At 58.5% G+C, this 19,855-nt stretch carries 13 protein-coding genes and 1 pseudogene; all 14 read right to left on the reverse strand.

Going from position 1 to position 19,855, the window contains the following annotated elements:
- Nucleotides 1-26: 26 nt before the first annotated feature.
- Nucleotides 27-767 carry a LysR substrate-binding domain-containing protein gene (locus UP09_RS08415; protein ID WP_502689034.1) on the reverse strand — a complete coding sequence of 247 codons (741 nt, stop codon included), beginning with the start codon at nt 765-767 and terminating at the stop codon, nt 27-29.
- Nucleotides 768-2,090: 1,323 nt separating this feature from the next.
- Nucleotides 2,091-2,412, reverse strand: a pseudogene (locus UP09_RS38825) (alanine dehydrogenase); the annotation flags it as partial.
- A 115-nt stretch (nt 2,413-2,527) separates the two neighbouring features.
- Nucleotides 2,528-3,892, reverse strand: a complete 1,365-nt coding sequence (locus tag UP09_RS08420; protein WP_052833024.1) for an MFS transporter — start codon at nt 3,890-3,892, stop codon at nt 2,528-2,530.
- 55 nt (nt 3,893-3,947) lie between these two features.
- Nucleotides 3,948-5,213 carry a serine hydrolase domain-containing protein gene (locus UP09_RS36880; RefSeq protein WP_082070049.1) on the reverse strand — a complete coding sequence of 422 codons (1,266 nt, stop codon included), beginning with the start codon at nt 5,211-5,213 and terminating at the stop codon, nt 3,948-3,950.
- Between the two features lie 519 nt (nt 5,214-5,732).
- Complete coding sequence (locus UP09_RS08430; protein ID WP_044537614.1) at nt 5,733-7,745, reverse strand: 3-hydroxybutyrate oligomer hydrolase family protein; 2,013 nt, start codon at nt 7,743-7,745, stop codon at nt 5,733-5,735.
- A 45-nt stretch (nt 7,746-7,790) separates the two neighbouring features.
- Nucleotides 7,791-8,732 (reverse strand): nucleoside hydrolase, encoded by a 942-nt coding sequence (locus tag UP09_RS08435; RefSeq protein ID WP_044537615.1) that lies wholly within the window; start codon nt 8,730-8,732, stop codon nt 7,791-7,793.
- Nucleotides 8,732-9,703, reverse strand: coding sequence for an ABC transporter permease (locus UP09_RS08440; RefSeq protein WP_044537616.1), 972 nt, complete (start codon nt 9,701-9,703; stop codon nt 8,732-8,734). Before UP09_RS08440 ends, UP09_RS08435 begins: the two co-directional genes overlap by 1 nt.
- Nucleotides 9,704-9,712: 9 nt before the next feature.
- The gene (locus tag UP09_RS08445) at nt 9,713-10,816 is read right to left on the reverse strand and encodes an ABC transporter permease (RefSeq protein WP_044537617.1); all 1,104 of its coding nucleotides are present in this window, start codon (nt 10,814-10,816) and stop codon (nt 9,713-9,715) included.
- 7 nt (nt 10,817-10,823) lie between these two features.
- Nucleotides 10,824-12,335, reverse strand: a complete 1,512-nt coding sequence (locus UP09_RS08450) for an ABC transporter ATP-binding protein (protein WP_044537618.1) — start codon at nt 12,333-12,335, stop codon at nt 10,824-10,826.
- A gap of 65 nt (nt 12,336-12,400) precedes the next feature.
- Nucleotides 12,401-13,429 carry a BMP family ABC transporter substrate-binding protein gene (locus UP09_RS08455; RefSeq protein ID WP_082070050.1) on the reverse strand — a complete coding sequence of 343 codons (1,029 nt, stop codon included), beginning with the start codon at nt 13,427-13,429 and terminating at the stop codon, nt 12,401-12,403.
- A 407-nt stretch (nt 13,430-13,836) separates the two neighbouring features.
- Nucleotides 13,837-15,045 (reverse strand): ABC transporter substrate-binding protein, encoded by a 1,209-nt coding sequence (locus tag UP09_RS08460; protein WP_044537620.1) that lies wholly within the window; start codon nt 15,043-15,045, stop codon nt 13,837-13,839.
- A 166-nt stretch (nt 15,046-15,211) separates the two neighbouring features.
- A complete protein-coding gene (locus UP09_RS08465) occupies nt 15,212-16,381 on the reverse strand; it encodes a xanthine dehydrogenase family Fe-S subunit (protein ID WP_044537621.1) in 1,170 nt (389 codons plus the stop codon).
- The gene (locus UP09_RS08470) at nt 16,378-17,208 is read right to left on the reverse strand and encodes an FAD binding domain-containing protein (protein WP_044537622.1); all 831 of its coding nucleotides are present in this window, start codon (nt 17,206-17,208) and stop codon (nt 16,378-16,380) included. Before UP09_RS08470 ends, UP09_RS08465 begins: the two co-directional genes overlap by 4 nt.
- A complete protein-coding gene (locus UP09_RS08475) occupies nt 17,205-19,568 on the reverse strand; it encodes a xanthine dehydrogenase family protein molybdopterin-binding subunit (RefSeq protein WP_044537623.1) in 2,364 nt (787 codons plus the stop codon). Before UP09_RS08475 ends, UP09_RS08470 begins: the two co-directional genes overlap by 4 nt.
- Between the last annotated feature and the right edge of the window lie 287 nt (nt 19,569-19,855).

Raw genomic sequence — 19,855 nt, forward strand, 5'->3', positions numbered from 1 at the left:
AGGGTCGGACAAAGATGTTCATCTCGCTATTCCAGATACGGCGTCAGCACCCCTTCGATCCATTTCATTAATGCGCGGACTCGGCGCGACAGATTGCTCCGATGTGCGACGACGAGGGACACGGCGAGCGCACGCCGACGAAAATCGGGTATGATGTCCACAAGCGTTCCACTCTCCAGGTATCGGCCAATCCCCAAGAGTGGCGCCTGAATCAGGCCAAGGCCGGCAAGGGCAGCGGCTTCGTAGGTCTGCGCGCTGTTGACGTGTAGCGCACCCGGCAACTGAAGCGTCGCGTAGCCGTCGCCGTCCGGATATTCCCATCCATAGGGTCTTGCGCCCAGCAGCGTCGAAAAATGAATTGTCCGATGCTCCTGAAGCTGGAGATCTTCCAGCGATCGGGGGACGCCATAGCGCGCCAGGTAGGCAGGACTGGCGGCGTTAACCATCCGCAACAGGCCCAGTGGGCGGGCAATCAGCGTCTCATCCCCGATGGGACCAAGCCGCAATACGCAGTCGAACCCCTCTTGAACCAGATCGACCTGCCGATCCGTACTCGACACCTCCAGTTCCAACTCCGGATGAGCCGCCATGAAATCCGGTAAGGCCGGCACGATCGTTGTCCGTGCCACCTCGGTCGGAAGATCGACGCGTAGGCGCCCGCGAAGTGCCACGCGATCGCCAGCGAACATTGAGTGCAGATCATCAACGTCAGCAAGCAGATCGCGGGCACGGGCATGAAATACCCGTCCGTCTTCCGTCAACTGCACGCTAACTCAGTGCCATCGCAAGACAACTCAATGAAAGGCCGAGAAAGACCTTGCTCTATCAGACGCCGGCTGAGATTTTCGCAGAATGTGTTGCAGCGATCGGGTGAACTCGCCGCCAAAACCTGCCGTTGCTCGAAACTGGAGCTTTGGACATCCCGCCCTTTTGCACGATTAGCTGCGCTGCAATTCTCCTTTAGCGAACCGCGGTGGATTACAGACCTCGATCAGGGTAAGCAAAACTCACTACCTCGGTGCACGCCTCAATGCGAGAGGAGCGAAAACAATTCCACCAGACTACGCTAAAATGCGCGATCGCAGCCGGGCCCCCTACTCCCACTCGATTGTTCAAATCACGCATAGCATATTGAATTTCCTCTGAAATTTTTTCCGCGGCCGAACATATTCCGACGGTCGGTCCGCCAAAAAGTTACGCTTTTGATTTCAAAGGGAAAATCATCGCAAAGATATTCTTGTGGTTTCGCTAGCTATCGGCATCATTCGGTCGATTGTAGCACTTCGAAGCGGCCGGCGCCGTGTTCGATCTCCGTCCGCAAAGTGCCGTCACCAAACGATTCCAATTAGAAAACGCGGCGCGATGTCCAGTTCGAATCTGCAGTTCGCCGGATAGCGGACATGTGTCAAGGGGAGTATCGTGGAGTAGTATCGGAAAGCGGAGGACACTCGAGCGAATCCTAGGCTGTGAATAAGCTTTCAACGTTGCCCCCTCCACAGCTACGCGGATCAATAGCTTAGCGCGCGGATCGGCGGCGGGACCCCACGCCGATTCACAGGTTTGGGCCGCGCCTGCGATTCGCTCCTGATCCGTCGTCTCATTTGGAAGCAACCGAGCGGCATCCAAGATGGTGAGGATCAGAACAGACCCCTAGTCCAAGGTCGGCTTCGAGGCCACCCGCATCAGCTCACGACCCGACTCGATACCATTTCAGGTTCACCCTCCCGCTCGTGGCTCAATCCGTGTTTGGCGTTTCAACCTTGTTGCGAGGAGACGCAACCACCGATACCGACATTCGCTGATGGTCGTTATTTAACACTTCTGGTGTGCCGACGCCGCGAGCAAACGCGCTCGCATTTCAAGGCTAACAGTTACGGGGTTCCAAATACCAGTTCCCCGCCGAACAAGACGACACTCTTTCAAAGCATTGATGCTTGTGCCGCCGCATGGTCGAGCGGTTGTCGTTCAAAAACGAGAGCCGCTCTCGTGAGCGGCTCAAGTCAGGGAGGAACGAAGTCGTTCGGAATTCGCAATTTAAGCGGCAGGTTCATCCTCGATCAGCGAAAACGCAAATCAAAAATTTTCGGCCACGTACAGCCGCAGGCTTTCAGACCCTTTGCCTGCTCGGGATCCGGAGCCAGATGTAGGCAGGTAAAACAAATTTGGTCTTCGCGCAATTGGGGCCATTCGACCGGCTGAGGCTCCTTGACCTTCACGATCATATCGGCGGTCGCAAAACCTCCGCGGCCGTATCGACGACCGCGGCGGTTTTGCCATACGGTACATCTCGTCGCCCGCGCCGGCACCGCTCTCGACGTTATGTCCTGCCCGCACATACACGCGAACCGTGCCGGGCGTGAGACCGACACGATACTCGTGGATTTTGATTTCCCTGGGAACGCCGACGCGCATGAACCCAGCCTTCTTTGAAGATGTTGCTTCGATAGTCCTCAATGGGGTCCAATACCCTGCAATCTGGCGCAGATGGCGACCGCACTGAGATCCCCGACAATCGGCTCTACCGAGATCATTCGCAATCCTGAGCAGCAGGGCGATTGGATGAAAACGCTTGCGTCTCGATGTTTGCCGGTACCAAAATGAGCATCGCAGCGATACCCACTGTCAGCAGGGCGATCATGAAGTAGAGCCCGTATGCGAGATCCCCAGTCCACGCCTGGATGTATCCCAGCGCAAAGGGACTGACGAAGCCGCCCATAACCCCACCCGTGTTGATGAGGGCGATCCCAGCGGCAGCAGCGGTCGCGGAGAGATAGGCCGATGGGATTGGCCAGAACACAACCGCGCATACCTGACCTCCACTAATGATCAACGTAAGTGCAATCAGGCTGGCGACCAAGCTACCCTTCATCGTGATGAGCAGGATAAAGCCAATGATCATCGCGAAGGCCGCCGCCGAGAAGTGCCAGCGACGTTCCCGCTTCGCATCAGAATTTTTTCCGCCGAACCAAATTGCAAACGCAGAAACCAGGAACGGTATGGCTGAGTACAGTCCAGTCTGAAGGATTGTCGCCCCGCTTGCTTTGATGATCATTGGCATCCAGAAGGTGCCCGCATAGATAGCGCAGAGCACAGTGAAGTAGATCAGCGTCAGTACCCACGTGCGCTTGTCGGCGAGCATCGCGCGGAATGTCGTCGGTTTTTCCGTCGTTGATCCATCGACTGTCTGCAGTTGGGAGATGACGGCCGACTTTTCGGCATCGGAAAGCCATGCGACTCGGTCAGGTTTGTCCTCGAGTAAGAAGAGAATACCGATCGCGAATAGGCAGCTTGGAATTCCCTCGAGAATGAACATCCACTGCCATCCCATGAGACCATAAGCGCCATCCATGGTAGAAATAATCCACGCTGATAGCGGGCCCGCAATGATGCCCGCCACGACCGGCCCGAGTTGCATCAAAGCAAGCAACTTCGCCCTGTGACGAGGGGGATACCAATAAGTCAGGTAAAGAATAAAGCCAGGCACAAGACCTGCTTCGAATATCCCAAGCAGAAAACGCGCCGCATAAAAATGACCAGGCGTTTGTATCAACGACGTGAGCGCCGCAACAACGCCCCACAGAAACATGATACGAAAAACCGTTAGGCGCGCGCCAATCTTCTCGAGAAGCAGATTACTCGGAACTTCACAGAACAAGTAACCAAGAAAGAAGATTGCCGCAGCGGTGCCATAAACTGCGTCGTTGAAGCCCAAATCTGTCTTGATCTGCAACTGGGCGAAGCCAATATTAATGCGGTCCAAGAAGGCCAATGCGTATCCGATGAGCAGAATCGGCGCGATACGGCGAGTTATCTTGCGGTAAGTCGGATCCAAGCCACCGTTCGCGGACGACAGCGTCGCCGAAGGATTTACCTGAATCGCGTCGAAGCTCATGTTATGTGGCCCTGTCTCGGAATTGCTCGGCATTTTGCGCCGATAAATCTATCGTTCATCTTTGCGCTGGGCGCAGTTCTCCAAACACTAAAGCCAGGTGCTGATAGACCTTCGTCCACAGTTTCTCATTTTCCAGATCAGCGGGGATTGAGCGCGAGGAAACGCGAGCAATAACAACCTGGGATTCATGATCGATGTAGAGGCCCTGGCCGTGTATGCCGAGGGCAAAAAGGACCGACTTGCCTACATTGAACCACTTGTTGCGATAAACTGCAGTCGGAAAGAGTTCGGAGAGAGGATTTGGTCCACCCCTGCTCCAGGCAACCGAATTTCCGTTCTTTCTTGTTTCGTCAATCCACCACTTCGGAACAACCTGATCGCGCTCGACCAAGCCGCCGTTACGTATCATCTCGCCAAATCGCGCAAGGTCGCGGACGGACAAACTGATTCCACCAGCGGCACGACTGATCCCCTCACCGTCTACGGTTACAGAGGCGCCATGCTCGGCGCCCATCGGTGTCCAAAGATATTGACTCAACACCTCCCCATAGGAAAGCCCCGTAACGCGCTCGCAGAGCCACCCGAGAAGATCCGTGTTCGGCGATACATAGTGAAATGTCTCGCCATGACGATCGCCATTCGACCTAAGTGCTGTCAGAAGGCTTTTCGTGCTGCGCTCATGGAAAAACTCAGTGGCGGGGTCCCATCCACTCGCAACACGATAGCGGGCGCAATCGCCTCTAGGATCACTGTAATCCTCATCAAACGCGACAGCGACACTCATGTCGAGCGCATGTTGGATTAGACAATCACTGTATGCCGAGCCGCGCAACTCCGGCAGATAGTCCGTTACCGCATCAGAAGAGCTGAAATAGCCTTGATCTTCAAGGATCCCACAGACCGCTCCGCAGATCGACTTGCTCACGGAGAATGCAAGATGAGGCATTCCAGGTCCAAATCCGCCGTCATACCATTCAAATACAGTGCGCCCTTCGCGCAATACGACGATGCCATCGACATCCGACGACAACAAAAACTCCTCCAGGTTGATGGAGCTGTCACCGTCGAGTGGAAACGAACGTTCCAGCGAGGATAGTCGGTGGGATGCAGGGGAAGGCATCGGCGCGCCAGCCTTCACCTCGACCGTTGGGACAATCTCGCGGACGTGCCTGAAGGCCCACCGATTGAACGGTGGATGTCGCCAATTGGCCAATGTCAACTCGGCCGGACGACTGGAAAACCGATGAGTGCTGCGCATCGCTTGGCGATTCATGCGTTTTGATTGACCTTCCATTGGATAGCTTTCGACTTTCTCGAACATACCTCGCGGCGCGTTCACCCGTTATCCGAATTTGGCAGCGGCTGCCCTTAGAACGGTACTGCTGACAAGCTTTGCGTTACTCCCAACGCCATCGCCAAAATGCGAAGTTGCGCACCTTTATTTCGAGGCCGTCGCTTGGCGCAACATATCTGCCCGGGCGACCGGAGCAGTCCCACTCGCTACTTGCTATCTCTCGGCCTCTCAGCCGAGCACACGGCAGCGTTGCGACGTCATAGCCGTGACTAATGCTGCGCTTTAGGATCGTTCTTCGATTTCATGGTCGAAGCGGGCCGCGGGGCGGATACCGCCCTCGGCGGCGAACGTGCCGCTGAACATGGCGAGCCCGTTGGGCAAGCATTGTGCGATATCGACTGCCCGCCAAAGGCGGGCTGCTTCTTTCCGGTACCGGGAACGCGCGGCTGTGGAGACAGGATTTAAACCTGTGACCTTCGGGTTATGAGCCAGAATTGAGGGGGGCGGATGAATCGCCCATCCCGCAGACAACTGATTGTGTTGCCATCAATCTGGAATAGCGACGCGGCCCCTCTCAACTTTGATCACGTCACTATGCGAAGGATGCTGCGAAATTGGGGGTACGTTCGGCATTTGCAAAGGAGGAGCTTTGCCGGGTTCTCCACCGCGAGGTGTTGTCCTGACGACCTGGCTTGGCGGGAGCTCGGACTTGTTCGTAAGATGCGCCCACATCAGGTCGAGTGCGCGGAGGTGATAGAGGGTAAGCGGTACCATGCGGGAGTCGAAGCCCGGTAGGTCTGTCCCGAAATGCTCCGCATTGGTCACCTCTATGTAACTGAGTTGAGACTTCTCGCCATCCATCAAGCTGCTGAGGCCGACATAGGGGCGCGATGAGAAACTTACGGGAACGCGATCGTCATTGCGTCCGTGAACGATGATCGTCGGCTTCCCATCCAGCTTACCCGACGCGAGGAATTCGCCGATACCGGCCTGCACCCGCTGCGCGCTGGAAGAATGACCCGTAACAAGGTCACGGATGCAGATCGCTCCGTCGAGATTGAAATCCTGCCTCCCGGTACTTCGCGACATCGAGAGCCAGCTCCGCCGCGGTCCTGTCGGATCATCGTCATTGATGACGTCGATTGCGCCAGCCGGTGCTCCGCCCGGCGCGATAGCGAAGTTCTGAGCCGCCTGCGCTTCGGGAACAGGGATCGGCCGACCGTCCTTGTCGACCGCGCCATAGCTGTAGCCGCAGAGTCGGTCACGCACGTCGAAACGACCGTGATCGTTGGAGTACTTCGTTGCCGTCGCATCAGGCGCGACGAAGTAACCAAAGGCGTGTCCGACATCTGTTTCCGGATCCCAGCCGTAATCGTGCATCCTGTCGAGCGCTTCTTTGGCTTGGCCTTCTAGCGTATCGGCAGTGAGGAGAGCCTTATCACGGAGCGACTGGCAGCGATTGGCTGCGTACGGCACCCGTTCCTTAAGCGGAATGTCGCGAACCGCGAGCACCGCACAAGGCTGATATAGGTTACCGAAGCTGAAATAGTCGAGAAGCGTTCGGCCGCTGCCGCGCCGTTCTACGCTGCCGCGTGCGACGACGACCCGATCATCCTTTCTTGACTGAACCTGCGGCTCGCGCGCCACCACGCCATCAATCAGATGTTCCGTGTCTTTTTCTGCCGCGTACAAGATCGCACCGCCGCCATTCGAGCTACCTGTGCCGATGACGATCGTGTTCTCCCGCGTAAATGCCGGATCTCGCCCTTGGAGCTCTACGAACGCAAACCGGATCGCGTGGAGAACGTCCTCGCCCCAGTCTTTTTCCGGGTTTTGTTTTGAGTGGGCCGCTTTGAACGCTACGCGATTTGGCCGCTCGGCAAGAAACGCTCGGCGTGCGGCGTCATCGAAGTCCGCCCTGAACTGCGCGGTCTTGCCGGCTTCAGACGCCGGCACCTGTCGTCCATCGAGCAGGTTCACAGTGTCCGGCTCAAGAAGATGAAAGCCGTTGCCGTGCCCCTTGTCGGTGTAAACCACCGCGCAGCGATGGCGGAGCCCCCAGAACCCGAAATCGACGATATCCCTGAAGAGACCCGAGGATCCAGCGAGGGGAACGGCCACGAGGCAGCGGCGCTCGACGGACAAATTCACGGGAATTTGAAGCAACATGGCTACGTTCTGCCGGCCCGAGCCGTCATCATCGAACGCCAGGATTTCGGCTCCCGCGATTTTTCCACCGTCCGAATATACTTCGCCTGTTTCTGCGTTGATGTTGGGCCCGAATAGCCGCCCGAAACCCTGCCCCGAGCTGCCTTTGTAGAATAACGCTGCACGCCTCAGCTCAGCGGCGGTCGGATGAACCGGGTCGGCATACGCCGGTGGAGAGCCCAGCATTGCCTCGGCGCCAAGCCCTCCCGTTACCAAGTCATCACTTTGGCCGTCGACATGCGTACGGGCTCCCTCATGCAACCAGCTCGGGGCAAGGCCTTCGGCCCGGCACGACGCTACTTCAAAGACGAGCGCAAGCAGCAAGGCGGGCAATGAAAGACCAAGGTTCATGGTGCGAGCTCCGAATGAGTTTTGACGATGTCGGACGGGGTTGCTCTACGCGAACGTCGACCGCATTATTTCGAAGAATTTTTTGCCATCTGCATTGAATGCGACGTCGCAGTTCGGCTCTCGCTTGGTTAAATGTCTGTGGTCCACAACGGTACATCCAACGGTGTAGTCGCCGGTGGTTTCAACAACGACATTCACGCGCCGCGTCTCTATCACCGATTGATCGACAAGCGCGGCGATACAAAGAGCATCGTGCACAGGAGCGTTGTCCGGCACCGGACCGATGGTAGTAGTCTTGTAGCCATTGATGCGAAATTCGATCAGCTCGGCCGCGGCATTGGCCGCACGTGTTTTCAACATTCGAAATTCTGCACACTGATCTTCAGATATGGTTGCCTGATGTGTTGCATCTAGCGGGACCATGGTAATTTTCTTGAAACCTGCGGAAAATACCACCGCGGCCGCTTCAGGATCCGCCCAGATGTTGAATTCGGCCGAAGCGGTCATGTTGGAGCGCGTAATACCGCCGCCCATGATCATCAGTTCGGATACATTCTCGACGAAAGACGAGTCGAGGGCGATCGCGGTCGCGATGTTTGAAAGCGGTGCGACAGCCACCAACGTTAAGCCGGGATCCGCGGCGAACGCCTCGATCAAGAATTGAGGTGCCGACTTATGCTGCCTCTTGCCCGTGGGCGCGGGCAGCGGCAAGATGGGCATGTGAACCTTTGAATCCCGTTTCGACGCCCTCGGCGTGGGAAAGTCCTGGCGGGCAACCTGCTTGTTGAGACCCGCATAGACCGGAATATCGCCACGGCCGATCCACTCCAGCACCCTGAGTGTATTATCGGTGGTCTGCTCGAGCGGCACGTTGCCGTTGACTGTCGTAACAGCAACGAGATCCAGATCCCGATGCAGCGCCGCCAGCATGATCGCAACCGCGTCGTCGGTTCCGGTGTCGACGTCCATGATGATTTTCTTGGCCATCAGCGTTCCTTCACATAGGGGATACCGCCAGCTTTGGGCGGAGTTGCGACGCCGACGAAGCCGGCGAGCAGACCGCAAGTGAACACGTAAGGCAGCGCCTGGAAAATCTGCACCGGCACCTCGCCGATCAGCGGCACCTGCCGGCCCTGCATGAAGTTGGAAAGTGCGTCGAGGAAGCCAAATAGCAGGCATGCAAACATCACCGGCACCGGCTTCCACTTCGCAAAAATCAGGGCCGCCAGTGCGATATAGCCCTTGCCGGCCGACATATCCTGAATGAAAGCTGCCGATTGGACGATCGACAGATAGGCCCCGGCAAACCCACAGAGCAGACCAGCGCAGATGACGGCCCGATAGCGCAGCCAGCTCACCGAGATTCCTGCCGTATCGACAGCACCCGGATTTTCGCCGACGGCACGCAGACGCAGGCCGAAGCGCGTCCGGTAGAGGATCCACCAGGACAGCGGTACAGCGGCGAACGCGAGATAGGTCAAAAGGCTGTTTCCAGAGATCACGTTGGCATAAAGCGAACCGATCACCGGGACGCCCCTAACCGCATCGGTGCCCGGGAGGATAATCGGCGCAAAGCGGCCAGCGCTGGTCAATTGCGGCGTGCGCGCGCCTTGCCCAAACCAAGCCTGGCCGAGCACGATCGTAATGCCCGAGACAAAGAAATTGATGGCAACGCCTGAAACGATTTGATTGCCACGATTGGTGATCGAAGAAAAACCATGAACGAGACCAAGTGCTACCGACGCGCCAATGCCGGCGAGCAGACCCAACCATGCTGAATCGGCGGTATAGGCGATGCAAGCCGCGGCGAATGCCGACGCCAACATCTTTCCCTCGAGCCCGATGTCGAACACGCCGGCACTCTCCGAGAAGAGACCGGCCAACGCCGCGAAAATCAGCGGGATCGACAACCGGATGGACGAACCGAGGATGCTGATGAGGATATCAAAATAATCCAATTCGGGCCCTCACCTTCGCGCAAGATTTTGATAGATCCGCACCAGCGCGGGACGGAACATGTATTCGAGGGCTCCCGCAAAAAGGATGACGAGGCCCTGAATCACCAGAACCATCTCGTGTGAGATGCCCGGCATGTCGAAGGAGAGCGCGTTTCCTCCCTGATAGAGAATGCCGAATAACAAGGAGGCAAGAAGAATTCCGAATGGATGGTTGCGTCCCATCAGGGAAACCGCAATACCCACAAAGCCCGCGCCGCCGACGAACTCCACCTGCAGACGCGCGGCAGAACCCAGCACCGGGTTCAGCGCCATCATGCCAGCGAGACCGCCGGAGATCAGCATGGAGACGACGACCGTGCGCACATAGCGTACGCCGGCATAGACGGCCGCAGATGGGCTGGCGCCAAGCGTGCGCATCTCGTAGCCAAGCTTGCTGCGCCAGATCAGCAACCACACGAGAAAACACATGACGAGCGCAATGAGAAAGGAGACGTTGAAGGGTGCCGGCCCCAGCCTCAGCCCGAACATCGCCATCAGCCAATCGAGCCTCGGAAGCCGGCCGCCATCCAGAAAAATGCGGGTCTCGGGCGCCATCATACGCGGAACAATCAACACGTTCACCAGCAGGTACACCATGAGCGCGGCGCCGATGAAATTGAACATGATCGTGGTGATGACGATATGGCTACCACGCTTGGCCTGCAGCCAGGCGGGAATCAAAGCCCAAGCGGCACCGAATATGGCGGAACCAACGACGGCAAAGGGCGCTGTGACGTACCACGGAACGTATTGGTCGAGCGCCAGCGCAACCAGCGCGCAGCCGAGGCCACCGAGATAAGCCTGCCCTTCCGAGCCGATGTTGAACAGGCCGGCATGAAAGGCTACCGCTACCGATAGGCCTGTGAAGATGAAGCTGGTGGCATAGAAAAGCGTGAAGCCGACGCCTTCGCCATTACCGAGCGCGCCCCGCAGAAGAAGTACCAGCGCATTGATCGGACTTTCGCCGATCAGCCAGATCAGGAGACCAGAAATAACGAAGGCGAGGGTCAGGTTGAGGATCGGCATCAACCCATAGGTGATCCAGTTCGGGAGTTGTACCGAAGCTGCGCTCATGAGCTTCTCACGCGGCAATTCCGGCCATCATCAGGCCTAGGGTCTGCTCATCGGCATCGCGCGTCTTCTCGCCGACGACATGGCCCGCAAACATCACCAGGATACGGTCTGAAAGGGACCTGATCTCATCGAGTTCGACAGAGACCAGCAGGATCGCCTTGCCCGCATCGCGCATCTCGATGATCCGGCGGTGGATAAATTCGATGGCGCCGATGTCGACACCGCGGGTTGGCTGCCCGATGATCAGCATCTTCGGGTCCCGCTCGATCTCGCGGGCGACAACGATTTTCTGCTGGTTGCCCCCGGAAAAATTCGCAGTCTTCAGCCGCGGATTCGGCGGACGTATGTCGTATTTCTCAATCTTCTCCGTCGCATCCTTGCGGATCGCCTCAAGATCGAGCAGCGGGCCTTTGCTGTAGGCCGGGCTACGGTGATAACCGAGGACGGAGTTCTCGTATTCCTCGAATTTCAGCACGAGGCCCATATGGTGGCGGTCTTCCGGAATATGCGCGAGGCCCATTTCTCGCAGTCCTGCCGGATCAGTCTGGTCGACGGTCTTGCCGTCGAGGACGATTTCGCCCGAGGTCGGCTTTCGGATCCCGGCAATAGCTTCGAGCAGCTCCGACTGACCATTGCCCGCTACGCCCGCAATGCCGACTATCTCGCCAGCACGCACATCGAAGGAAACGTTATCGACCATGGTGACACCGCGATTGTCCCTGACCGACAGATTGCGGACCGACAATACGATATCACCCGGACTGGCCTCGCCTTTCTGCACGCGCAGAAGCACGCGGCGGCCGACCATCAGTTCCGCCAGTTCCTCGACCGTCGTCTCGGCGGTCCTTAGGGTAGCGACCATTTCACCGCGGCGCATGACGGATACCGTATCGGTGATCGCCATGATCTCCCGTAGCTTGTGGGTGATCAGGATCACCGTCTTGCCCTGGTCGCGCAGCACCTTGAGAATGCGGAAGAGGTGATCAGCTTCAGCAGGCGTCAATACGCCCGTCGGCTCGTCGAGGATCAGGATTTCCGCGCCGCGATACATGGCTTTGAGTATTTCAACGCGCTGCTGCAGACCTACCGGGAGTTGCTCGATCATCGCGTCCGGATCGATCACCAGGCCGTACTCGTCTTCAAGACGCTTCAGTTCAGCCCGCGCCGACGCAATGCCCTTGGCCAGAAGCGCGCCACCTTCGGCGCCAAGCATGACGTTTTCCAGCACCGTGAAGTTTTCTACCAGCATGAAGTGCTGATGCACCATGCCGATACCGGCTTCGATCGCTGCCTGGCTGTCGCGGACAGTCACAGGCTTGCCGTTGACGCGGATCTCGCCGCGGTCGGCATGATAGAAACCGTAGATGATCGACATCAGGGTCGATTTACCTGCACCGTTTTCCCCAACGATGCCGTGGATCGTGCCCTTGGCGACGGTCAGATTGATGTCTTTGTTGGCGTGGACCGTGCCGAATTTCTTGTCGATGCCAACAAGCTCGATCGCAGGATCTTGGTTCACTCTTCGGCCTTCTCCAATGAAGGATGCATGACGACTTTACCTCATCATGCGCGTCCGTTGCGCGATCAGTCCGGGCAGGAATTGTCTGACATATAGTCGTGGACAGTGACCACTCCGGAGATGATGTTGGCCTTCGCTTTCTCGACGGCTGCGGTCATCTCAGGCGTTATGAGGTTCTTGTTGTTGTCATCGACGGCATAGCCGACACCGCCCTCCGCGACGCCGAGGGTTTGCTTACCCGCCGTAAACGCTTCCTTCCGGAAATCGGCGTAGGCATTGTAGACCGTCAAATCCACGCGCTTGATCATCGAGGTTAAAACAGAGCCCGGATGAACGAAATTCTGGTTGGAATCGACGCCGATTGACAGCTTGCCATTGTCAGCGGCAGCCTGCAACACGCCGAGGCCCGTGGCGCCCGCCGCCGCAAAGATCACGTCGACACCCTGGTCGATCTGGTTCTTGGCGAGTTCGCCGCCGCGCACCGGATCCCGCCAGGCCGTACGGGTCGTGCCGGTCATATTCTGCAACACCTTGATGTCGGCATTGGCGGCACGGGCGCCCTGCTTGTAACCGCAGCCGAACTTGCGGATCAGCGGGATATCCATGCCGCCAACGAAGCCAACCTTGCCTGTCTTGGAGGCCATGCCCGCGAGAAGCCCAACGAGATAAGAGCCCTCCTGCTCCTTGTAGAGCACCGAGCGCACGTTCGGCAGATCGACGACGGCATCGACAATCACGAACTTTGTATCCGGATATTCGGCAGCGACCTTCTGCACGGCAGATGTCCACGAGAACGACACCACGACAACCGGATTGAAGCCCCGGCTGGCGAAGTTGCGGATGGCCTGCTCGCCTTGCGCCTCTGCTGTCGGCTCGAAGTCGCGATATTCGATGCCGGTCTCGTTCTTGAACTTCTCAGCGCCGCCGTAAGCAGCCTCATTCATGGACTTGTCGAATTTTCCGCCATTGGCATAAACGAGCGCCGGCTTCATTTCCGCTGCCAATGTCGGCGGAATCGATGCCGCCACCGTCGCCAATGCAACAGCACCGACTATGGCTTCAAACTTCTTCGCCGCTGATCGACCGCCCACCATTGCCGCGTCTCCATCGTTTGAAGAGTGTGCCGTTGAGATGCATCGCTTCTTCCGTCGGTCGGACAATTCGGGTGATCGCAAGCGTCCTGCACGGGCCGGAATTGAGAAGAGAAGGTATACGCCAATTCACTTGTATGCAAGTGATCTTGCCAACCGGACTTTTTGCAGCAATGGAGTGGATGCCAGGCGCTCCCCTACGGAACAAGCACCAAAAACAAGACCGCCGGATTACAGTCCAGCGGCCAGTCTTCGGGAGAAACCCTTCATGGATTTCTTGCGTGCTTGAGAAGGACGCTTTCCAAACGATCCTTCAGATCGAAGCACAAACGGAACCAGGTCGAGACGGGCAAAGCCCTCGCGCCAAGACCGTATCCGCCGTCAAGACGTTCGGCGCGAGCGAGGGTTCTTCATTTTTTTACGAGTGAGCACTCGGACTCGCTTAGCGGTCGAAAGATCTCATCACCCGGTAGCGTATCCAGGACGCGCTCGAGATCCCAAGGGTCCTGCGTGTCACCCTTACGCGGCACCTCTACCAGATACATGTCATGTACCAAGCGTCCGTCATCCCGAATCTTACCGTGCCGAATGACCGCGTCGCTAACAGGCATTTCTCTCATCTTCGCGGCGACGAGGTCCGCGTCTACCGTTTTGGCCTCGGCAACCGCACGGAGATAGTGGCGAACTGCCGAGTACACGCCGGCCTGCCCCATCGTCGGCATAGCCTTGTGGCGTTCGAAAAACTTCCTTGCAAAAGCGCGACTCTCGTCGTCGTAGTTCCACGTAAAGCCGGTGATGTAAGTCAGGCCCTGTCCGATATCGAGGCCCATGCTTTTTACGTCCGTGAGAAACGTCGCGGGTGCCACGAACGTAACGCCTGATTTCTGCAGACCGAACTCGTTGGCGGTCTTGAGCGTGTTGACGATGTCGTTACCGCCGCTTGCCACAACGACCGCACGGGCGTTCGATGCCTGGGCGAACAGTATCTGCGAGCTAAAGTCCTGCATTCCCACCGGATGCTTCACAGCTCCCAACGTCTTGCCACCTGTCTGATCGATCGCTTTCCGGAAGTCTGATTCGAGCGCGAGGCCGAATGCGTAGTCGGCAGTGATGAAGAACCAGGTATCGAGCTTCTTGCGTGCCAGCGCCTTCACCAAACCGTAGGAGTTGGAATAGGTATCCCACATCCAATGAAAGGACGTTGGAGAGCAGCTCTTGTTGGTAAGAGCCAACGAGCCGGCTGTTGTCGTGATGTTGATCCGCTTCAAATTCCTTGCGATCTCCTGCACGGCGAGCGCCGTTCCGGAATTCGGCATGTCGACAATCACCTGGACACCTTCGCGGTCGTACCAACGCCGAGCAAGACTGGAGGCGATATCGGGCTTGTTCTGGTGATCGCCTCCGAGAACCTTGATCGGCTTGCCTAACACCGTTCCACCGACTTCATCGATCGCCATTTGGGCGGCAACAAGGGAGCCCGGACCACTCTGGTCGGCAAAATTGCCTGACATGTCGTTGAGGACCCCGATCACTATCGATGATGGCTCACTCTGAGCTACCGCCGCAGAGATCGAGCAAACGAGGAGGCTAACCGCGAGAATGGTTGAGCGCAGCGGCATGAAATGGCCTCCGTTCAGATCGACATTAATCGCTTGTATACTAGTGATATTGCGAGGCTTGTCAACTCGCGAACATTTTGTGAGGCGGCTTTGCCTGAGCGCGAATCCCAATCTTGCCGCTACGAACGGATCAGCGAAGACCGTTCGGCTATCGTGCGTTCGTTCGTCAACCACCGGATCTGCGCAGCAATCTTCTCCACAGGCGAGCAGCTTGCCATCGCAGCAAGCCACTTAGACTCAGGCCGTCCGCACTGATTTTTCTGACATTGCCGCGACTTTGTAGACGGCGCGCCAGATTTTCAGAAAACTGTTCGATGATGAAGCTTGCGAAATCATTGACGATGGCCGGCCGTGAGAACTGCGCCAACATACCCTGCAGTGTAAACGTCAGCTGGATGTCCAGCACGGTCGATTCTTGCTTACCCGACGACATCTTGAATTGGAGTTCGCCAGATGCGCGAGAGTTCGAAAGCGAGTCCCTGCCCCCGCCGATCACCGACCCAGTCTTGTTCAGCTCGTGCCGCGTGTACGAAGCCTCACCTACGAAATGTGCTTTGATGGGCCCCATCTTGATCCCGACGCGGCCATGCAGCCGGTCTCCATCTGTTTCAGTCAGTTCGGCTCCTGGCAAGCACGCTGCGATAGCATACGGATCTTCGAATTCCTTCCAGACTTGTTTGACCGGGTATGCGATTTCTATGGTCCTATTCACGGAAAACCCGCCGGCCGCGGATTTGGCGACCGCGCCAGCGGGCACCGCAACGGCGGCGGCTACCGATCTCTCGACCGGCCTCGCGTCGATCGGCGGAGCCACCAAGTTCGGCGTGATTGCCGCGGTCGCAGGAGGCGTCAGGTTGGTCTTGGCCGGCCCTTCCATCTGAATGGCCACATCCTGAATTGCCTTCACAATGCCTACGTAACCGGTGCAGCGGCAAAGATTGCCCGCAAGTTCCTCCCTGATGCGGTCTTCATCCACCACACCCAACCGTATGATGATATCCCGACCCGTGATCAACATCCCCGCCGTGCAGAAGCCGCACTGCAGGGCATGATGGACCGAGAAGGCCTTGCGAAGGCGCGCCATCACCTCGTCGTCGTCGAAGCCTTCGATGGTTCGAACTTTACGGCCGTCGGTCTGGATAGCGTAGAGAATGCATGAGCGCACCGGCGCATCGTCGACGATCACCGTGCAGGCGCCGCAAACGCCGTGCTCGCACCCAAGATGCGTACCGGTCAGTCCACAGTCGTCTCGGAGAAAGTCACCGAGACTCGTACGCGGATCGACGTCCCCGCCGGTCTGCGCCCCATTGATCGAGGTGGAAATGTTTTGGGTCATTGAAGGACCAATTTCTCGATGGCACGGGCAAGGACCGTAGTCTGAAGCTGAATATCGAAGGAATCGGCGGCAGTGCCAGCCGTCTGGACAGCCGAGTAGATAGCATCGAGCGGCAGCCGTCGTTTCGAATCCGACAAAAGCGCTTCCGCCAAGGACCGCATAACGACCGGCGGCGCATCGGGAGTGCCCAGAACGATACGGCAGAAACCGCTTGTGTCATCCAGGACCACCACCGCGGCCGCATCGGCGAACTTTCCGACCTTCCGGCTGAATTTCTGGTGCGACCAGACCGCCGTGGACGACAACTTGTCCGTCTCGATACCGACGATCAGTTCGTCTTCCGCGAGGACCGTCGTGAACGGCGCGCGCATCAGCGATTGCACCGGAACTGAACGCTTTCCGTTCGGGCCTCGAACGGAAACTGCCGCGTCCAGAGCGGTCAACGCCAGTATCCAGTCCGCAGCCGGATCCGCATGCGCGAGGCTGCCGCCGATCGTTCCGCGGTTTCTGACCGCCCGATAGGCGATGCGTCGGGCGACGGCCTGCATGAGCCCTGCGGCCGACGCAGGCAGGACTCCGTCCTCGATCGCCGCGTGGGTCGTACCGGCGCCGATGAAGAGTTTACCGCCAACATCCTGCACGCGCTTGAGTTCGGTGACGCCGGCGATATCGATCAAAACGCTCGGGCGGGCGAGGCGCAAGTTCAACATCGGACCGAGCGATTGTCCCCCGGCTATGATCTTGGCCGTCCCGGCACTCGCCGCGAGCCCCTGCACGGCCTCATCGATCGAAGTTGCACGCCAATATTCGAACGGAGCCGGCTTCACGCGCCTGCTCCCCGGCGCCCGAGTTCCCATCGTTCAATCGCGCCGTATAGCCGCCGGGGCGTCAGCGGTGTCGTGTTAACTTCCACCCCAGTGCCGGCAAACGCGTCGTTGACTGCGTTGAAGATGGCCGCCGGTGGAGGAATGGCTCCGCCCTCGCCGACGCCCTTGATGCCGTAGGCCGTGTTCGGAGACAGGGTCTCGATGTGATGGAGCCGGATATTCGGCATTTCCGCGGCGCCCGGCATCAGATAGTCGGCCAGCGTCGATGCAAGCGGCTGACCGTTGGTGTCGAACTGCATCTCCTCCAGCAGGGCGGTACCGATGCCTTGCGCGGCCCCTCCATAGGTCTGCCCGGCCACGATCAGAGGGTTAACGCGACGGCCGCAATCTTCGACGATGACGTAATCGAGAATCCGGAGCGCGCCGGTCAAACGGTCGATCGAAACGACCGCCGCATGCGTCCCGTAGCTGTATTGCCCGGTGTCGACCTTCGGCCTGTAAAGGCCCAGCACTTCCAGGCCGCAGACCGACAATTCTCCCGAAAGCTGTTCGGGCCGCATGTACCAGGTACGGGCTACTTCCGGCACCGAGATATTGCCCGACGGCCCGTAGAACGTCCCCGCTCGCAGCACGACCGAGTCGGCGCCGCACTGCAGCAGGTGGGCCGCGATCGGGCGCATCCGCTCTGCCAGGATCCTGCACCCTTCCGCGACGGCGCCGCCCGCCATCGTGATCGAACGCGACGCGTAGGTCCCGGTGGAGAACGGTGTCAGCTCGGTATCTCCGTGAACGACGGCGATCTTGCCAAGATCGATGCCGAGCACCTCATGCGCGATCTGCGCAAGCGACGTCTCCATGCCCTGTCCGTGCGACTGCACGCCGACGCGGATTTCCAATCCGCCGTCTGGCGTGAAGCGCAACGTCGCCGGTTCCGCACCGGGCACGAACGGAAGGCCCACGGCCGCAAACAGCTTGGTGCCGTGTGCCGTCATCTCGATGTAGTTCGCGAATCCCACTCCGATCAGATGCCCACCGTCTGCCATAGCGGCCTGCTTTCGGCGCACCGCGGGGAGATCGATCTCCTTGACCGCGATGTCGAGGCTTCGACGATAGTCTCCGCTGTCGTAGACCTTGCCGGTCGGATTCACGTAGGGCATCGCGTCTTCCGGAACGAGATTCTCGCGACGCACCTCCCAGGGTTCACGGCCGACGGCCCTCGCCACGGCATCGATCGTCAACTCCATCGCGAAGCAGATGCCGGTTCGAGCAACCCCACGATACGGCAGGATCGCCGGTTTGTTGGTGGCGACGGACCAGGACTTCGAACGATAGCCCTTGAACGCATAAGGGCCAGGGAAATGGCCGGCGGCCATCGTCGCCTCGAGACACGCCGTAAACGGCCATACCGAATAAGCGCCGGCATCGACGGTGATCTCCGCATCGATGCCAAGCAGCTTGCCCCGGACGTCGGCATAGGCGGTCACCGAATAGAAATGTTCGCGGCAGTTGGCGCCTGACGTCAGGTGCTCGCGCCGGTCTTCGGTCCAACGAAATGGCTTCCGAAAAGTCATTGCAAGCCACGCGATGCAGAGCTCTTCCGCCTGCAGCACGCACTTGTAGCCAAAGCCGCCACCCACATCCGGCGCAACGACACGGACCGCACCCTGATCCAGTCCCAGATGCTCAGCGATGCCAGTACGGATCATGTGGGGCACCTGGGTCGAAGTGTAGACGACCAGCTGGCTCTTGAGATCGTCCCAATAAGCCAGGATCGCCTTGCCCTCCATGGAGTTCACCACTTGGCGGGACATATGGAATTCGCGTTTGACCGTCACGGCGGCGGCCTTCGCGATCTCCTCGATACCGTTATCACTCGAGGTCTCGAGAAAGGTGTGCGCACCCCATTCGTCGTGCACGTAGGGACCGCCATTCACGGCTTTGGCGTCGACCACGGCCGTCAGCTCTTCCAGATGGACATCGACGGATTCTGCCAGATCTTCGGCCAGCGCTCTCGACGGCGCGACGCACATAGCGATGGGCTCGCCGACGAAGCGGACTTTGCCGTGAGCAAGCGGATGGTGGTCGGACGCCCGGAAGCCCGGGGCACGCATGACCGAGCGTATCGGTTTCACGCCCGCGAGATCGTCGCGAATGAATACCCACCCGGCGGCTCCCGCAGGTTTGGCAATCGACACGATGAGCGCGTGGGCCAGCGGGCTGCGGACGAACGCAACCTCGCTGAGGCCGTCCATTTTGAAGTCGGGAATAAACCGCCCCCGGCCCCGCATATGCCGGTCATCTTCCTTGCGTAGGACGCTTGAACCGATGCCCTGCCCTGCCGCGTCGATCGCGTCGTCCATCGTCGCTTCCTCAAGATCCAGGAGTCTTCAGCGGCCGAGATACGCTGACCGCACCTCGGCATTTTCAATCCCGCCCACCGTATTCACCCTGTCGAAGACGACCTCGATTCAGTTCAGAGGAATCCTGCCGAACAGATATTCCGGAGCCGCGGTGTCGGTAACTCCGGTATTTTCCGAGGCATTTTTCGACAATGAGAAGGGTGCGACGTCGATAGTTGCAGCGGAGCTTGAAGATATCTGCAGTCAAATTCTAAGCACTAAGTCTGCCATGCATCAATCGCATTTAT

The organism is Bradyrhizobium sp. LTSP885, from assembly GCF_000938305.1.
Taxonomy (GTDB): Bacteria; Pseudomonadota; Alphaproteobacteria; order Rhizobiales; family Xanthobacteraceae; genus Bradyrhizobium.